Raw genomic sequence first — 15,343 nt, 5'->3', positions numbered from 1 at the left:
CCATTAGGGAAAATTTCCACCCTTTGCAATCGGGACGTCACTCGGCCGCGAGATTGTCACACCCGGGAGGCAAGATCGAGTCTGCCCGGATCGTGGTCGCCGGACTCGCGGGAGAGTCAGGGCGGCAACGCGAAAGGCGGCGCTCCGGCCAGAGCGCCGCCTTTCTTCTCACCTGCTCCGTCGTTCGCCGCCTGAAATCAAGGAAGGATCGGGTCCAGGGCCGCGAACCAGTTGGCCGCGATCTTCACGTACCCGTCCCCGTCGGGATGGACCCCGTCGGAGGTGTCGGTCGCCGGGACGAACCCGGTGTGCTGGTCGACCACCCAGATCGGTGAGTCCTCGGTGGTCAGTCGCTCCGCCCAGCCGGGGATGAGCGCATTGAGCGCGATCGCCCGCTCGGGGCAGCCGTCGCAGCCCTCGGGATGCAGCGGGATGATCTGGGCGATGAGGATGACCGCAGAGGGATTGAGCTCGCGCAGGTCGGCCACGACCTGCGTGTAGGCGTCCATGACCGCCTCGACCGGCACTTCGCGCCACATGTCGTTGGTGCCGAAGTGCATCATCAGCACGTCGGGGGTGTTGAGCTCCAGCCACGAACGCACATAGCCGTTCGCGACCGAATCGGTGACCTTGTAGCCGCCGTGGCCCTCGTGCCACTCCTCGACCGCGCTCGGCGGGCACGGATCCGATTCCGACCCGACGAAGTGGATGTCGTGCCCGGCCTCGACAAGCCGGTCCCACAGGTTCCCCCGCCAGCAGCCGGGACTGCTGGTGATCGAGTCGCCGAGCGGCATGATCGACACGGGCGCTTGCAGCGTATTGCCGGGGACGGCCTCGGCCGGGACCGGCGGCGAACCCTCAGGGGCGACCTCCGCCGCGTCCGCCGAAGCGGTGATGTCGGGGTGCGAGCGCTGGAATGCGTTGAAGCCCAGGCCGGCGATCGCCAAGGCGGCCACGCTGAACAGCGCTACGGGCATGTATCGGCGCTTCACGGGCACTCCAGCGGACTATGTGGGCACATATCGAATTACTGGGCTATGCAGGAATTATACGGCGGTGAACGGCCAGGTGGGAGCGCTGCGATAAACCTCGCACCCGCCCCGCCCCCTGAAACGACGAGCGCCCGCCCGATCGCGACACCGGGGCCGCCCTGCGGCGGATCGGTGTCGCGACGGACGGACGCTCACTTCGTCATCCGTTGCGGCCCTAAATGACTAGGGCGTGATGTTCACAATCGTCGAACCGACCGGCTCGCCGCCCTCGTTGAAGTCGACCGAGCCCAGATAGCGCACGCCCGCCTCCAGGCCCGACCACGTCAGGCCCACCTCGGCGGTGGAACCGACGGTCACGTCCTGCTCGGCCGGGTCGACCGCGAGGTTCCCCTCGTCCGAACCCGGAACGACCCAGGTGTGCAGGACCGATTCCAGCGGCGACGGACCGTCCCACTCGTCGACGAACACCACGAACGTGTAACCGCCCGGCAGTGTCACCGTCTCGTTCGAGCCGCCCGAAGCCGAGTTGCCCACCAGCGTCAGCGAACCGTCGTCCTCCTTGGCGTACACGAACAAGTCGAGGTCGGTCCCCTCCGGATGGTCCGCATCCAAAGTCGCGAACCGCACCAGCGCGGCATCCGCCGGCGTGGTGAACTCGTACGACACCGTGTGCGAGCTCTCCACCGGGTCATCCGAGGGGAACCCCGACGCGTCGGGATCGGTCAGCGTCGCCGTCGACACCTCAGAGGCCACCAGGCCCGACACCGAAGCGCCGAGCGTGCCGTCGAAGCCCGCGGTCACGGCCAGCGACTCCGAACCCGAAGCGCCCGAATACGTCACCTCATCGGCCGCACCCAGCTCCACCGGCCTCACCACGAGCGGCGAACGCACCTCGTGGAGCGTCTTGTTGCCCTTCTTCTCCGTCCACGTCACATCACCCCACGCCCACTCCTCATAAGCGGCATCGGTGCGCGTGATCGTCAGCGTGTACGTCGCCGACTCGCCCGGAGACAGCTTCAGCTTCTTCTTGTCGATCTCGACCTCGAAGCCCGCCGGGGCATTGATCGTCGGCTTGTACGTCGCCTTCTTGTCACCGACGTTCGTGACCGTACGAGTCACCTCGGACACCCCGGTCAGCTCCGACACCGTCACCGACGGGTAGTTCAGCTGACTCGGCTCGATCGAACCGTAAGCGTCGCAAGTCGTCCCGATCTTGAACGCCTCGGCGGTGCCGCAGATGTACTGGATCCACTGCTCCGGCGAGGACTCGAAGACCAGGCCCGGGTCGAACATCTCGGCGCCGTCGACATGCCCGGCCCCGTAGTCGAACGGCGTCGCGTCCGCGCCGCCGCGCTGAATCGAATTGCCCGCCGCGTCAGTGGTGTAAGCCGTCGTCATCATTGCCGACTTCACCGCCATCGGCGACCACTCCGGGTTCGCCGACGCCAGCAGCGCCGCCAGACCCGCGATGTGCGGACTCGACATCGACGTGCCCTGCATCGCCGCATAGTCGTTGCCGCGGCTCGTCTCCGGCGTCACCCCGGCGAGGATCTCCACGCCCGGGCCCGTCACGTCCGGCTTCAGCAGGTTCTGACCCGCCGACAGCGCCGGACCGGCCGAGGAGAACGCCGCCATCGACGGCGCGTTCTGCTCCTGGCGGACCGATGATGTCACGGAGAAGGTCGGGTCCTCAGTGGACTCGATCCACTCGACCAGCGCCAGCCCGTCGGTGTAACCGATGTGCATCGTCGGCACCGCCTGCGACGTGACGACCGAGCCGGCCCCCAGGTCCTCCACGTCACGGACGACCAGCGCGGCACCGCCCGCGGCGGCCACCTCGTTCGCCATGTCCGTGAACAGGTTCCCCCTGGTGCACACGATCGCGAAGCCCTCGACCTTGGCCGGATCCAGCGAATCCGCATTGCAGGCCGCGGCATCCGCCGGGTCCGCATCGTCAAGAGCCGCATCGGCACCCAGCTTGATGCCATACTCGCCCGCGCCCTGGATCGCGCCGACCTTGACCGTCGTGTCCCCGTAGGTGAACTCCGAGCGGAACGTCTGGTCGTGCGTCGAGGCCGCCACCGTGGTCACCCACGGCTCCTGGTGGTCGACAGTGGAACCCGGGCCGCTGTTGCCGGCGCTGGCCGCCACGAACACGCCGGAGGCGGCGGCGTTGAAGAACGCGATCGACACCGAGTTGACGAACTCGCTGGTGCCGAGCGAACCGATCGAGAAGTTGATGACGTCGACGCCGTCGTTCACGGCCGCTTCGATACCGGCGACGAGGTCGGCGCCGGCGCAGCCGCCCCAGCAGACCTTGTAGGACGAGACGCGGGCGGCCGGGGCCATGCCCGAGACCGTCCCGAACTCCTCGCCGTCCAGGGTCACGTCGGTCTGGTAGTTGCCCGCCGCGGTCGTGGCGGTGTGGGTGCCGTGGCTGTTCTGGTCGCGCGGGGAGGCGTAACCGTCGGCCGAGACGCCGCGCGTGTCGAACCAGCGGGCGCCGATCAGCTTGTTGTTGCAGGTGATGTTGTTGGCGGGGTCCTCGTCCTCGCCCTCGACGCACTCGCCGTTCCACTTGGCGTCGATGACGTCCTGGTCGGGGCGGGGCTCGGGGAGGGGTGCCAGGGATGGGTTCTCCGGCCAGACACCGGTGTCCAGGATGCCGACGATGACGCCTTCGCCGGCGTGCTCGGGATCGCCGAACTGCTCGTTCCAGGCGCCGTCCTCGCCCTCCAGGCCCAGGAAGTCCGGGGTGGTGGCGGTGTCGAGCTGGTAGATCTCGTCGGGGACGACCGAGATGACCCCGTCGGACGCGGCGAGCTCCTCGGCCTGGGCGGCCGTCAGCTCGGCGGCGAAACCGGAGAACACCGTGTCGTACTCGGCGGCCGGGTCGACGTCGTGGGAGTCGATGACCTGATCGCGTTCGGACGCAAGGTGATCGCGGTACTCCTCGACCTCGTTCGCGGAGAAGTCGATGGTGTCGCCCTCGTCGGGCGCCGTCGCGGCGAGGCCGGCTTCGCCGCCCTCATAGGTCGCGATGGGGTCGGCGGCCAGCTGGACCATGTAGTAGCCGTCGGTGTACTCGACGTCCTGGGCCGGGGCTTCCTTGTAGTAGTCGGGGGTGATCTCGGGGAGCGAGGCGGGCTCGGCCGAGGCCGGTCCGGCGGCCGTGGTGAGGCCGGCTACCACCGCGGAGGCGGTCAGGGCCGCCAGGGTGAGTCGGGTTCCGTTTCTGGCGCGGGGGACCCGGCGCCTTCGGAAGAATCGGGGGGACGAAGATCCCATTCGATGAGCTCCTCTCAAGGGGGACGCGCCGTTTGGGTTCAGTACTCATCACGGTTCGCAAGCTTCACCGTGATGTGGCGCACGAAAAGGAGCCTATTGCGAGCGTGGTTCGGTGTAAACCCCGGAATGGGAAGAATGTGACAATCGGTCAATACTGTTATGTGGCCGTTACATTGGACGTTCGCGTGGGCCTTCGGCGGCTCTCATGTGATCGTCGGGGCCTGAGGGAGTAGACGGACTACCAACGCCACCAGAGGAAACGGCGCTCATAGCGGATATTGACCGAGCTGGCCTTGGCGAAGCCGGACACGGTGAACCGAATGTTCGTGTCGCCCTTGAAGGAGCAGTGGTTCTTCGCGGAGCTGGCCATCAGGTCGGTGTCCTCGTCGACGGCGTAGGCGTTCCTGGGGAGGACGAGCTCCAGCGAGGAGGCCTTGAGGTCGATCTTGACGGCGATGTCGCGTAGATTGATGGTCGCGTGGCGGTAGTCGAGCTTGACGGAGCTGGCCTTGGCGTTCACCACGGTGCGGTCCGGGACGGTCCATTCGCCTTTGCGCTCAACGGATGAGGCGGTGGGATTGAGGCGCAACTCCGCCGGGGCCGGACGCGACTCGGGTGCGGGGGTGGGGGCCACGAGCTCACCGCCGGTCGCGGGCAGGTCGGCGAGGAGGCCTTCGATCTCGGCGTAGGTCTTGGCCTCGTAGGTCTGGCTGGAGCGCTCGGCGAACTCGTTCAGGTCGAGGCGGCCCTCCTCGGTGGCGGCGTGGAGGCGGGCGATGATCGCTTCTCGTTCGGTGTTGGAGATCCGCATGTTCGGGTCGGGCGTGGACATCTGTTTACCTTCTGGATGGAGCCGGGTTGAGTCGGCGCGGCCTGCGCACGAGTCCGCCGTTGCACCATTCGTCGTAGTCGAACAGGTCGGGTTGGCGGATGAGCGCTTGGGTGTTGGCCGCCCACAGTTCAACATACTGGTCGCGGATCTCTCGTGATTTGTCGAGGAGTTTGTCGAGGCGCTTGCGCGGGTGCACGCGGAACTTGGTGCGGACGGCGTCGCCGGAGTAGATGTAGAGCACGTGCAGCGCGAAGGAGCGCTTCGGGCACGTGGCGTCGGCGGCGAGGTCCAGCCAGGTCTCGGCGAGATCATCGGTGGCGAGGGTGAGATCCCATTGGCGGCCATCGGGCGCGACCGAGATCGGATCGAGTGCCCAGGTGCGGATCTCCTCGGCGGTGGGCACCGCCGGGTGCGCGAACCCGGTGAAGGACCCTTCCGACACGTGCCACTCCCACCCGACCGCCCCGACCGCATGGTTATGGGGACTCGAACAATGCTCGTCCCGATCGTATCGTGGACGGGCCGGGGGCACCGCTCCCGCTTTTCTTCGCGGCCTTCTGGGAGTGAAGCTCATCTCTAACGGGATCTAGCGGCGGGTTACGAGGCCTGGGGGTGTCGCTGTGTCCGTGCAGCATGGGAACGGTGACTACACACGAACACGACACACCATTGAAGTTGTGCCGATCTCGACCGGATTTCGCAGTCGAGCTCGCCGGGGATCTTCTCGGTGTCCCCATCCCCGACCACGATGAGGTCGTCCCCTATTCCGAGTCGGCCACCGACGCGCAGGTCCGGGACCTCAACTGTGACAATGTGGTGCTCTGTCGCGCCGGTCGGCGCAACCGGCTGGGCATCATCGTGGAGGTCCAGCGCGGCACGGACTCGCGCAAACGGTTCTCCTGGCCCGCCTACCAGGCCAACATCCGCCATCGCATCAAAGCTCCGGTAGTGCTGGTGGTGGTCTGCCCCGGTACCGCGGTCGCGTCCTGGGCGCGGGCGCCGATCGAAACCGGGCATCCGGATTTCATCCTCCGTCCGCTGGTGCTCGGGCCTGACAACTATCCGAGGCACACGACGGTCTCCGGGACCGGCGTGCTCGCCGAGCGCATGGTGCTCGGCTCACTCGTCCACCAGCACGATTCCGATATCGATCCGCTGCTCACCGCGGCTCTCAAAGAACTCTCGGTCCTTCCCGAAGAACGGGCCACACGATACGCTGACTACATGCTAGGCCAGCTTGAACAGCGGCCGCGCACCATTCTGGAGGCCATGATGCAGAACGAGACCTACCCGTACCAGAGCAAGCTGCTGCTGGACCGCGAAGCCCGAGGTAAAGCCGAGGGCGAGGCCCAGGGCCTGTCGGAGGCGCTGCTGGACTTCGTCGAGGCCAGGAACCTGTCGATCAGTGAGAACCAGCGGCGCCGCATCGAGCGCTGCCAGGACCCGGGCCAGCTTCGCGCCTGGATCAAGAAGGCTGCGACGGTGCCGACGGTCGCCGACATCATCGAGTGAGATCGCCTCCTGAAGGCGGAACTGGTAACCGGCAACCGGCTCCGCCTTCGACGCCCCTCAGTTAGCGTGCATGGCCACCGTCACCGCCTCGATTCGGGCATTGAGGTCGTGGAGTTCGGAGAGGTCGGGGTTCCAGCCTCTGGCGAGGAGGGTGTCGCGCAGAGCGATCATCCAGGGGCGCGGGTGCTCCATCACCTCCGAGGCGGTCACGACCACCACTCTCCAGCCCGAGCCCCGCAGTGCCTGATGTCGGCGATGGTCGCTCGTTTCGGCCTCCAGGCCCACGTGGGTCGCCATGCCGTCGTATTCGACCCCCACTTTCCATGCCTCCCAGCCCAGGTCGAGGAACGAGGTGCGTCCTCCCGGTGCCCGCACCCGCAGCTGCGGGACCGGCGCGGGGAATCCCGCGTCGCCGAGGAGGCAGCGCGTCCACGACTCCATCGGCGACTCGGCGCGCGGGTCGGCCGCCAGCAGCGTCGCGTTGGCGCGGCGCAGCCGGTCGCCTCGCAGCGGATCGAGGGCGGCGGACAGGGAGCGCGAATCGATCCCCGCGCGCAGGAACTGGTCGGCCGCCGCGACCGCCTCCAGGCGCGGCAGGTCCGCGGCGCAGTCGATGAGGGTGCGGGCCCGGTTGGTCACCGGGAGGCCGTCGATCACGGTCGACTCCTCGCGGGGCAGCTCCCGCGCGTACTCGAGCGGCCATTCGCGCTCGTCCGCTCCCGGCGGCAATACGTCGAACCCGTGGATCCAGGCCGCGGTGCGGCCGGTCGCGACGGCGTAGAAATCGGATTCGGTCAGGGCCTCGAAGCGTTTGTTCAGGCCCGCGCCGGTCGGCGACTGGGACCTCTCGAGTGTGGCGGTGGCGGTTCGGTACTTCGGCATCTGAGTCATGCCTCAAGGGTCACCGAGTGACTACCCGGGGTCCAAAACTTTTTTCTGGCCTGTGGATAACTTCCGGCATAAGCGCCAAAAGCCGCAAATATCGCCAGTGAGTGCCCGCGGTCCCAGGGGCACGTCTCTAGCCCGTCGAGTCCGGCTTCCAGTCCTGGACGAGCAGCCCGAGCAGCACCTCGTCCATGAACTCGCCCATCACCCAGGAAGAGGACCGAAGCACGCCTTCGCGGACGAATCCATTGCGCTCAGCGGAACGCAGCATTGCGACGTTGTCCGACAGCGTCTCGATCTGCAGCCGCTGCAGGCCGCGCACGACGAATCCGTAGTGGCAGAGCGTCGCGACCACGTCGGTGCCGTAGCCCTTGCCGCGGCACGACGGCCGCAGCCCGAGGCCGATGTGCGCGCACCGGTTGTGGTTGTCGATGCCCCACAGATTCGCGGTGCCGACCAGCGTGCCGCCCTCCAGCTCCACTACGGAGAACGAGACGACGCCTGGATTCTCGTCGTCCACCACGAGCCGCGGATCGTTCGCGTCGGGTTTTATCGGCCGCCATGGCCCGCCTTCGGCCCGCGAGGAGCCGGCCACGTCGTCGTAGAGCTCGGTCCGCAGGATCGGGATGTCGTCCTCGTGCCGGGCCCTGAGGCCCACCTTGGTTCCTCTAAGCATGAAGACTTCCTACCCGGCCGGGCCGACCGGCGTCAACCGATATGGGTTCGCCTGCACGCGAAAGGCTGACCGGGACGTGTGCAGTAGAAAGCCGCGCTGGTGACGCCACCTGGCGTCACCAGCGCGGCTTTCTACTGCACGCAGGGGTGGCATCCGATGAAGTTCTCAGTGATCAGATCACCAACGAGCTCCGAATCGACTTGATACACCTCATACTTTGGTGCACGCGGTCTTGGCTGTGGTTGACGGAACACCTGCGCGTTTAAGGTAGTCCCAGCACGCACTAACGCTTTCGGTGTGCGCCAGGCTGCACCCCTTCTCGATTGTTTTCCCTGTATAGCCTCGTGACTCAAGATAATCGACGCAGTCACTTGTGCCGGCCTGTGCCGGGGAGCCGACGGCGAGGGCGATTGCCGCTCCTGCGAGGAGGGTGCTCGCCAGAAGAGCGATTTCCCGGGTGAAGGTTCGCATCTGAGTCCTTTCTGGGGGGGGGAATGCAATTTCCCCTCACTGTACAGAAAAGAGTCGAGATGTTGGGTTCTCTTACCTATTGGCTGGCATCACTCATGTCGTTGTGGCACAGGTGGTTCAAACCGATGTCTGCATCGCCGGTCGGACGTGCGGGCCTCGATTCGAACCCCGGAAGCGCCGCTCGGTCAGCTGTAGTCGCACACCTTCCAGGTGCCGTCTTCCTCGACCACCTCGTAGATGTAACCCAGAGAGAGGTCGTCCTCAGTGGGCTTGGCGTCGGTGTAAGTCCAACCCGCCCAGGCCTCGTACGCGCCGTCCACCTCGCGGGCCATGCCCCACACGGGGTATCCGGGATCGGAACCGCCGTACTCCTCGATGTGCTCGTACTGCCACACCAGATAGTCAGAGGCGTCCGAGCAGATCAGCGACTCCATCGTTTCGGCATCGCCGGTGTCATACGCCCACTTCCAGGCGATCGCCGCGCCCTCGGGAGAGTTCACGTCGAAGTCCTCGGAGCTGGACGCCGTACCCCAGGTGTCGAAGTCGTCGGCCGGATCTTCCTCTTCTTCGTCCTCCGTGGGCTCTTCCTCGGTCGGCTCCTCCGAGGGCTCCTCGGACTCCTCCTCGGAGGGGCTCTCGGACTCGACGGTCGAGCCGCCGCCCTGGTCTTCGCCCTCATCGAGGATGCCGGGGATCAGCATCACCGCGGCCACTCCGAGCACGGCCACCAGACCCACGACGATCACCAGGATGATCCCCAGGTTCCCGCCGTGCTTCTGCTGCGGGAGCTGCGGGGGCAAAGCCGAGGGCGCGCCCTGCGGGTAACCGGGCTGCACGCCGACCGGCGGGGTCATGTGCGGCGGCGGGGGCTGCTGGCCGTACTGGGGGGCATTGGGGTCGAAGTAGTTGGGCGCGGAAGGCGGAGCGGAGTTGTACCCCTGCGAGTACGGGTCGCTCGGCTGCTGGGACGGCTCGGGTTGCAGCTGGAAATGCTGCGGGTCGTTGCCGCCGGGTGGCGGGTAAGTCATCGCTCTCTGGGGCCTCGTCTGCTTGATGGGCTCACGGACGCGGTGAACATGTTTCACCGGGGTGCCCTCGATCGTACAGCGCCTCCCCGACAAGGGGTGAACACGAGAATCGCTCCTAATGCGGATACGCCCCGTCAGCCCCACTGGACGGACTCAATCCGCCCCCATGCTCCTTGTCGCACACCCGGTGCGACACCCGTTTGCCTCGGGGGACTAAGATCTATGCCCCCGGCACTCGAAGCCCGATCCGCAGAAACCATCGGCCGTAATGCGACTCCGCCTCGAATCGCCGCCCACATCGGCGCCCGAGGCAGAGCCGTACCGTCACGTTCTGGCAGCGATAGAACCACCATCTACCCGAGGTTCAACGTATGGCGACTGTCCAATCAATGAGGCTGTGGACGATCCGGTTCTCCAGCGTGCTCGCACCCGTCCCCGTAGTAGAGATGTACGGCATCAACCGTGCCTGGGGCTACGGCCTGCTCTATCCCGCGCTCGCCGCCACCTGGGCCACGGGCCACTGGCAGCGCCGCCGCCAGTTCGCGCGCATGAAGACGACCGAAACGCTGCCGCCCAAGGCGATCGAAGGTCGCGCGCAGTCGTTCTGGCCCGGCGAGGCCGAGTTCGAGGTCGCCGAGACCATCGACGCCGCCGCCGCCTCCGAGGCCGCCGGTCCCGAAAGGCGCGAGCGGGCCATGCGGAACCTGGTGGCCAGCATCAAGAACGAGGGCATCGACCCCGATCTGCGCATCCAGCTCATCCAGGACCTGATCGACTTCGGCGGCCGCGACATGGCCATGCGCCTTGGCCCGGTCGCCCTGGCATCCGAAGTGGACGTGGAAGTGCGGCTGGAAGCCGCAGAGCACATGACCCGCTTCAATGTCGAAGCTGCCGCGAATTCCCTGGAGTCCATCGCCACCGACCGCGACGTGGACGACAAGTACCGGCTCGACGCGGCCAGCGCCCTGGTCGACTGCGAGCTGCGTCCAGCCGGGATCGCGCTCATGCAGCTGGTCACCGACAATGCCGTCAGCGAGTACGTGCGCCACGGCGCGGCGAACATGCTGCGCCGCGTCAACCCCGACTCGGCGGCGATGGCACTGCGTCACTTGGCGATGGCGCCGTTGGTGAGTGCCCGGCTGCGCATCATCTGCGCCGAGCAGCTCGCCGAGGACAATGTCCTCGACGCCCAGAGTGCGCTGTGGCGCTTGCTCAAGGGCGTCGAGTCCAGCATGGACCACCACCTTGGGATCGACGCGGCCGAGGCGCTGCTCGGGATCAACCACGACGGCGGCGTCGAGGCCTATTCGGCGCTCGCGGTCGACGGGCGCTTCTCGTGGTGGGGCCGCATCGAGGCCGCGTACCGGCTCGGCCTGCTCGGCGTGAGCGACGGCTTCGACCTGCTCAGCGACTTCGCGCGGGCCGAGGAGCTGGACGACGTGTACGGCCTGGCGGCGCTCGACCGGCTCTTCCAGCTGGAGGCTCAGACGGGCACCCTCGACCCCGACGACTAGCCGTTCGCTTTGGTGCCCACGTAATACGACCGGATCTCCAGGTGGTAGAGGTCGCGGCGGCTGCCGAGCCAGTCGGGGCCGTCCGCGTCGAGCAGGGCGGCCCAGGCGTCGCGGTCCTCGGCGTCGAGGAACTGTTCGAACCAGCCGACCTGCGCCGCCAGCGAGTGCAGGGCGGGCTCCAGGTCGGGGCCGGTGAGTGGGGCGGGGATGTCGGTGACGTCGTTGATGACCCGAACGTCGTGAAGCCCGGCCTTCTCCAGGGCGACGTTCCAGCCGTAGGGGCGGCGGGCCGCGCCGTTCTCGGCGTGTTCGGCGGCCATGCGCTGCGATCCGGCCTCGGCCAGGCGCAGTTCCAGGCTGGGGCGCCCGACGCCGACGTCCCAGGGCAGGAACTGTCCGGGCAGCCCGCCCTCGGCGATCGCGAGCCGCCCGCCGGGTCCGAGCAGTCCGGCGAGGGTGTCAAGGGCCGCTTGCTGGTCGGTGGTGTGGTGGATGACCCCGCCCGCCCAGACCAGGTCGGCGGGAGCGCCGACGATGTCGGCCAGGTGCTCGGGCCGGTCGACATCGGCCACCGCAGTCACAATGGACAGACCGGCGGCGGCGGCGCGTTCGCCGGCCAGGTCCACCAGCGCCTGCTCGGCGTCGACGGCGACCGTGCGGGCGTCGGGATGCGTCTGCGCGAAGGCCATTGCCATTCCGCCCGCCCCGCAGCCGACGTCGACGAATACGCGGTCGTCGCGTTCGGACAGCCGCAGCATCAGGGCCCGGTCGACCGGCGCTCTCGCGTCGGCGCGCTTGCGAAGCCGCTCGGCCTCCGCCGCGAAGTCGATCGAGGCCCCGCCGTGGTGGCCGTGTCCTCCATGGCCGCCGTGACCGTGGCCGCCATGGCCCGGGTGGCTTTCGTGCTGGTGCTCGCTCGCTCCGTCACTCATGCCCCCAAGCTACCGCGAACGGGACCGTCAGTCGCCCGCAACGGGTTCGACTGAAGCAGTGTCGGCGCAGGTCTCCTCCTGGACCCACGCGAAGTCCTCATCGGCGGTGCCCCGCGGACCCCAGGTGACCTCGGCGGCGCCGTCCGGATGGAAGTAGACGTACAGGTCGTCGTCGTAGAACTCGCACTCGGCCGTCACCAGCACCTCTCCCTCATCCGTCGAATCGGTCTCGCTGACGGTGAGCCGGCCCGGGTCGGTGAACTCCGGTTGGAGGTACCAGCCTTCGGCTCCGTAAGAGAAGTCCAACTCGAACGTGGGGTACTTCTCGAGGGTCCACCGCACGCCGCCCCACAGGCCGTACGTCTGGCCGCCGGCGGTGAACTCGCCCTCGGTGCCGAACGGGCAGGCGTGGTGCGAGGCGTGATCCGAGGTGACGCAGTCGTCGATGAGCGCCCGCAGCGCCTCCTCGGCCGCCGGGAGCTGCTCATCGGGCACCTGGGGGAGCGCCGTCTGGATCGGCGAATTGCCGCCTTCGCCCGGCGCGATCGCGACCGGTCCGGCCGTGCCCCCGGGAACGGTGAACTCGTAGACACCGGGGAACATCGCCAGCACCGGCAATGCGTCGGCGTCGTCGAATTCGACCAGCCGGTCGCCGGTCTGGACGAACAGGTTCGGACTGGGGGAGAACGGCACCGCCACCAGCCCGTTGACGATCGTGAGCCTGTCATAGAGGGTCGCCAGCGCGAACGTGAACCGGGCGGTGCCGCCCTCGTGCCCTATGACGACCTCGACCGTTTCGAGCGAGTCGGTGATGATGGGCGTGTTGAACCCGATGTAGGAGCCGGGACCCTCGGTGGGCTCGCCGATGTCGAGGATCTCCCAGCCGGTGCTGATCGCGTCGGGGTGCAGCAGACGAGACTGGTCGGCGTCGAAGTCCTGTGCGCCGCTGTAGAGCGACGCGTTGGACAGTGCCTCGCCCGATCCGGTGTCGAGGTCGTCACGAGTACGGGCATTCGTATATGCAAGCGCCCCTTCCACATCGCGATCGAGGATGGCTTCGAGGTATTCGCGCACCACGTCCTTTGCGTCCGGTCGGAGCACGACCGACCACGACGCGACGCCGACGAGCGCGAGCGACAGGATCAGGGCGATCCACCAGGCCGGCCCGGACCTGCGGCGGCGGTTGGTTTCGGGGGCGGTCATCGTGCTCCAAGGGGTCGGATCCGCACAGCGTAATAGCGGCGCGCTACTTGCCGACTACCAGTAAGGTGTGCGCGTCGCCCTCAGCCCCTTGGAGAAACGATGAGCGAATCCCCGTCCCGACCCGGCGCTCTCAGGACCGAGTACCGGCGCTGGCCCAGGCCCGTTCGGGTGCTGTGCACGGTGGTGGTGACGGCGCTCCTGCTTTCTCCCGCAGCCGCATTCACGTGGTCGAAATTGGATTCGAATGTGGATTCAGAGGACTGGCCCGAAGGTTCCATAGCCGAACTCGCCCAGTTCTCCGACCAGGCCTGGGCGCTCGGCGCGGCACCCGAACTTCCCTACTTCGACGGTGATCCCGAGCGGTCGCTCACCGACGAAACCTACGGAGACGAGTACGTCTGGTTCTCCGACGACCGGGTGATCAGCGCTACCTATGGCGGGCTCACCTGGGAATCGCTGTCCGAAGAGTCCGCCTTCGCCCCTCCGCTGTTCGAGGTCGTCTCCGAGAAGGTACTCGACGTCACCGAGGTCGGGGACGCGCTCGTCGTGGTCGCCGAGGACACCGATGCCCCCGGCTCCTACGAACAACATCAGGTCTACGCCGTCAATACCGTCAGCGGCGCCAAGCTGTGGCACTACGACCAGGTCAACCATCATGCGCTGTACAAGGACGCGGTGGTGGTCAGCCGTTGCGAGACCTTCGACGGCGGCAAAGTCGGGCCGTGCGACATGACGGCGGCCGACATCGCCGTGGACACCGAGAACGAAGCGGACGCCGAGCGGTGGACGATCGAGGCCGGCACCGATGCCGGCCCGCTCGCGCCCGGCGGACCGGACCGTCCGCTCGGCGAACAACTCCCCGTAAGATCCCTTGTCGACGGTGAGCCGCGACTGTCCGTTATGGACACCGAAAGCGGAGAACAGGTCGGCGACGCAGCCGAGTTCGACGCCGCATGGGCCGCGATCGAGGGCGACTCCATGATCGCCGCGGGCGCCGCCGACCCCGAACCCTCCGACGGATGCCGCAGTCCCGTGGCGGAGTTCGCGATCGGCGACGCCGAACCGGCCTGGGAAGCCCTCACTGCCACGCGCCCCACCATCGACCAGTACGAATGCGGCACGCTGCCCATGGCCGAGCCCGTCGGCGGCCGCCTCGCGGCTGACATCGACGGGTTCCCCGCCGTCGTAGAAACCGCCACCGACGAGTCCGTCTGGACCGGAACCGAAGCCGCCCAGGTCCTCGGCTTCAATGACGACATCGTCGTCACGGCCGCATGGGGTCTCGGCGGCGACAACCTCACCGCCACAGGCCGCGCCACCGGCGAGGCCGAATGGCAATCCACCGTCCCGATCAACCCGACCGACACCGTCAAGGTCGTGGGCCGAACCATGTGGGTCCTCACCGCGCCCGACGAATACACCCTCGAACGCGAAGCCAGCGTCATCGACCTCGACACCGGCGACGCCTACCGCTTCCCCGCCCAACACCTCACCTTCACCGGAGACGAGGTCTGGGCCCGCTTCAGCCACTACGACGCCGAAGACGCCGACCGCGTCGACGGCCTCTACATCTGGCCCAGCGACCTGTGGCGGTGAGGACCAGCCGAGCCCTCAGGAGTCCTAGAATCCAGGGTCGTACCCCCGAACCCCTTGGAGTGCCATGCGAATCGAAGTCGACCGCGAATCAATGTGCATGGGCGATGACGTCGAATCCCACCTTGTGACCATCGAGCTCGAAGACGGCGCGACGATCGGCGAGGCCGTCGCGCTGGCCTGCGAGGCCTCCTCGCTGGGAACCAATGCGGTGTGGGTCGCCGAAGTCGACGGCAGGACAGTCGCAGTGGTTACGGGACTCCTGACTCATCGGCGGCACACGAACTATCCAGGCCAACCCTTTGAAGGCGAGCGCATCTACTTCCGTTACTTCCCCTTCGCCACGAATAAGGACGGGCACGATGTGTTGCCGCGTGTGGGCGATCGTCTCACCAGGGAATGAATCTGCGTCAATAC

General features: G+C 67.3%; 13 protein-coding genes. 4 read left to right on the top strand and 9 right to left on the bottom strand.

What is annotated here, in order from left to right; genetic code table 11:
* Positions 1–197: 197 nt before the first annotated feature.
* From FAB82_RS11660 to FAB82_RS11645, 4 genes are all read right to left on the bottom strand, one after another.
* Positions 198–992: an SGNH/GDSL hydrolase family protein gene (locus FAB82_RS11660; protein WP_136534718.1), complete on the bottom strand. Its 795-nt coding sequence runs from the start codon at positions 990–992 to the stop codon at positions 198–200.
* Positions 993–1,214: 222 nt separating this feature from the next.
* Entirely contained in the window at positions 1,215–4,280 is a 3,066-nt protein-coding gene (locus FAB82_RS28370; RefSeq protein WP_136534717.1) for a S8 family serine peptidase, read from the bottom strand.
* A gap of 238 nt (positions 4,281–4,518) precedes the next feature.
* Positions 4,519–5,112, bottom strand: coding sequence for a DUF1707 SHOCT-like domain-containing protein (locus FAB82_RS11650; RefSeq protein WP_168801554.1), 594 nt, complete (start codon positions 5,110–5,112; stop codon positions 4,519–4,521).
* 4 nt (positions 5,113–5,116) lie between these two features.
* Complete coding sequence (locus tag FAB82_RS11645; RefSeq protein ID WP_136534715.1) at positions 5,117–5,554, bottom strand: hypothetical protein; 438 nt, start codon at positions 5,552–5,554, stop codon at positions 5,117–5,119.
* Between the two features lie 200 nt (positions 5,555–5,754).
* Between FAB82_RS11645 and FAB82_RS11640 the strand changes: the two genes are divergently transcribed.
* A complete protein-coding gene (locus FAB82_RS11640; protein ID WP_136534714.1) occupies positions 5,755–6,624 on the top strand; it encodes a hypothetical protein in 870 nt (289 codons plus the stop codon).
* A gap of 57 nt (positions 6,625–6,681) precedes the next feature.
* Here FAB82_RS11640 and FAB82_RS11635 read toward each other — a convergent pair whose 3' ends face one another.
* The 3 genes from FAB82_RS11635 to FAB82_RS11625 all read right to left on the bottom strand — a co-directional run bounded on the left by FAB82_RS11635 (position 6,682) and on the right by FAB82_RS11625 (position 9,684).
* Positions 6,682–7,515, bottom strand: a complete 834-nt coding sequence (locus FAB82_RS11635; RefSeq protein WP_136534713.1) for a hypothetical protein — start codon at positions 7,513–7,515, stop codon at positions 6,682–6,684.
* A 127-nt stretch (positions 7,516–7,642) separates the two neighbouring features.
* The gene (locus tag FAB82_RS11630) at positions 7,643–8,185 is read right to left on the bottom strand and encodes a GNAT family N-acetyltransferase (RefSeq protein WP_136534712.1); all 543 of its coding nucleotides are present in this window, start codon (positions 8,183–8,185) and stop codon (positions 7,643–7,645) included.
* Between the two features lie 656 nt (positions 8,186–8,841).
* Positions 8,842–9,684 carry a hypothetical protein gene (locus FAB82_RS11625; protein ID WP_136534711.1) on the bottom strand — a complete coding sequence of 281 codons (843 nt, stop codon included), beginning with the start codon at positions 9,682–9,684 and terminating at the stop codon, positions 8,842–8,844.
* 389 nt (positions 9,685–10,073) lie between these two features.
* Here FAB82_RS11625 and FAB82_RS11620 point away from each other — a divergent pair, with 389 nt between their 5' ends.
* Positions 10,074–11,198, top strand: a complete 1,125-nt coding sequence (locus FAB82_RS11620) for a HEAT repeat domain-containing protein (RefSeq protein WP_136534710.1) — start codon at positions 10,074–10,076, stop codon at positions 11,196–11,198.
* Here FAB82_RS11620 and FAB82_RS11615 read toward each other — a convergent pair.
* Together FAB82_RS11615 and FAB82_RS11610 are read right to left on the bottom strand one after the other, a co-directional pair.
* Positions 11,195–12,130, bottom strand: coding sequence for a class I SAM-dependent methyltransferase (locus FAB82_RS11615; RefSeq protein WP_136534709.1), 936 nt, complete (start codon positions 12,128–12,130; stop codon positions 11,195–11,197). The genes FAB82_RS11620 and FAB82_RS11615 overlap by 4 nt on opposite strands.
* 27 nt (positions 12,131–12,157) lie before the next feature.
* The gene (locus FAB82_RS11610; protein ID WP_136534708.1) at positions 12,158–13,333 is read right to left on the bottom strand and encodes a hypothetical protein; all 1,176 of its coding nucleotides are present in this window, start codon (positions 13,331–13,333) and stop codon (positions 12,158–12,160) included.
* Positions 13,334–13,432: 99 nt separating this feature from the next.
* Between FAB82_RS11610 and FAB82_RS11605 the strand changes: the two genes are divergently transcribed.
* Positions 13,433–14,929, top strand: a complete 1,497-nt coding sequence (locus tag FAB82_RS11605) for a hypothetical protein (protein ID WP_136534707.1) — start codon at positions 13,433–13,435, stop codon at positions 14,927–14,929.
* Between the two features lie 97 nt (positions 14,930–15,026).
* A complete protein-coding gene (locus tag FAB82_RS11600; protein WP_136534706.1) occupies positions 15,027–15,329 on the top strand; it encodes a hypothetical protein in 303 nt (100 codons plus the stop codon).
* Positions 15,330–15,343 lie beyond the last annotated feature (14 nt).

This window comes from Glycomyces buryatensis, from assembly GCF_004912275.1.
Lineage (GTDB): Bacteria > Actinomycetota > Actinomycetes > Mycobacteriales > Micromonosporaceae > Glycomyces > Glycomyces buryatensis.
Note: the sequence above shows the minus strand (reverse complement) of the source record. Positions and strands in the feature narration are given on the sequence as shown.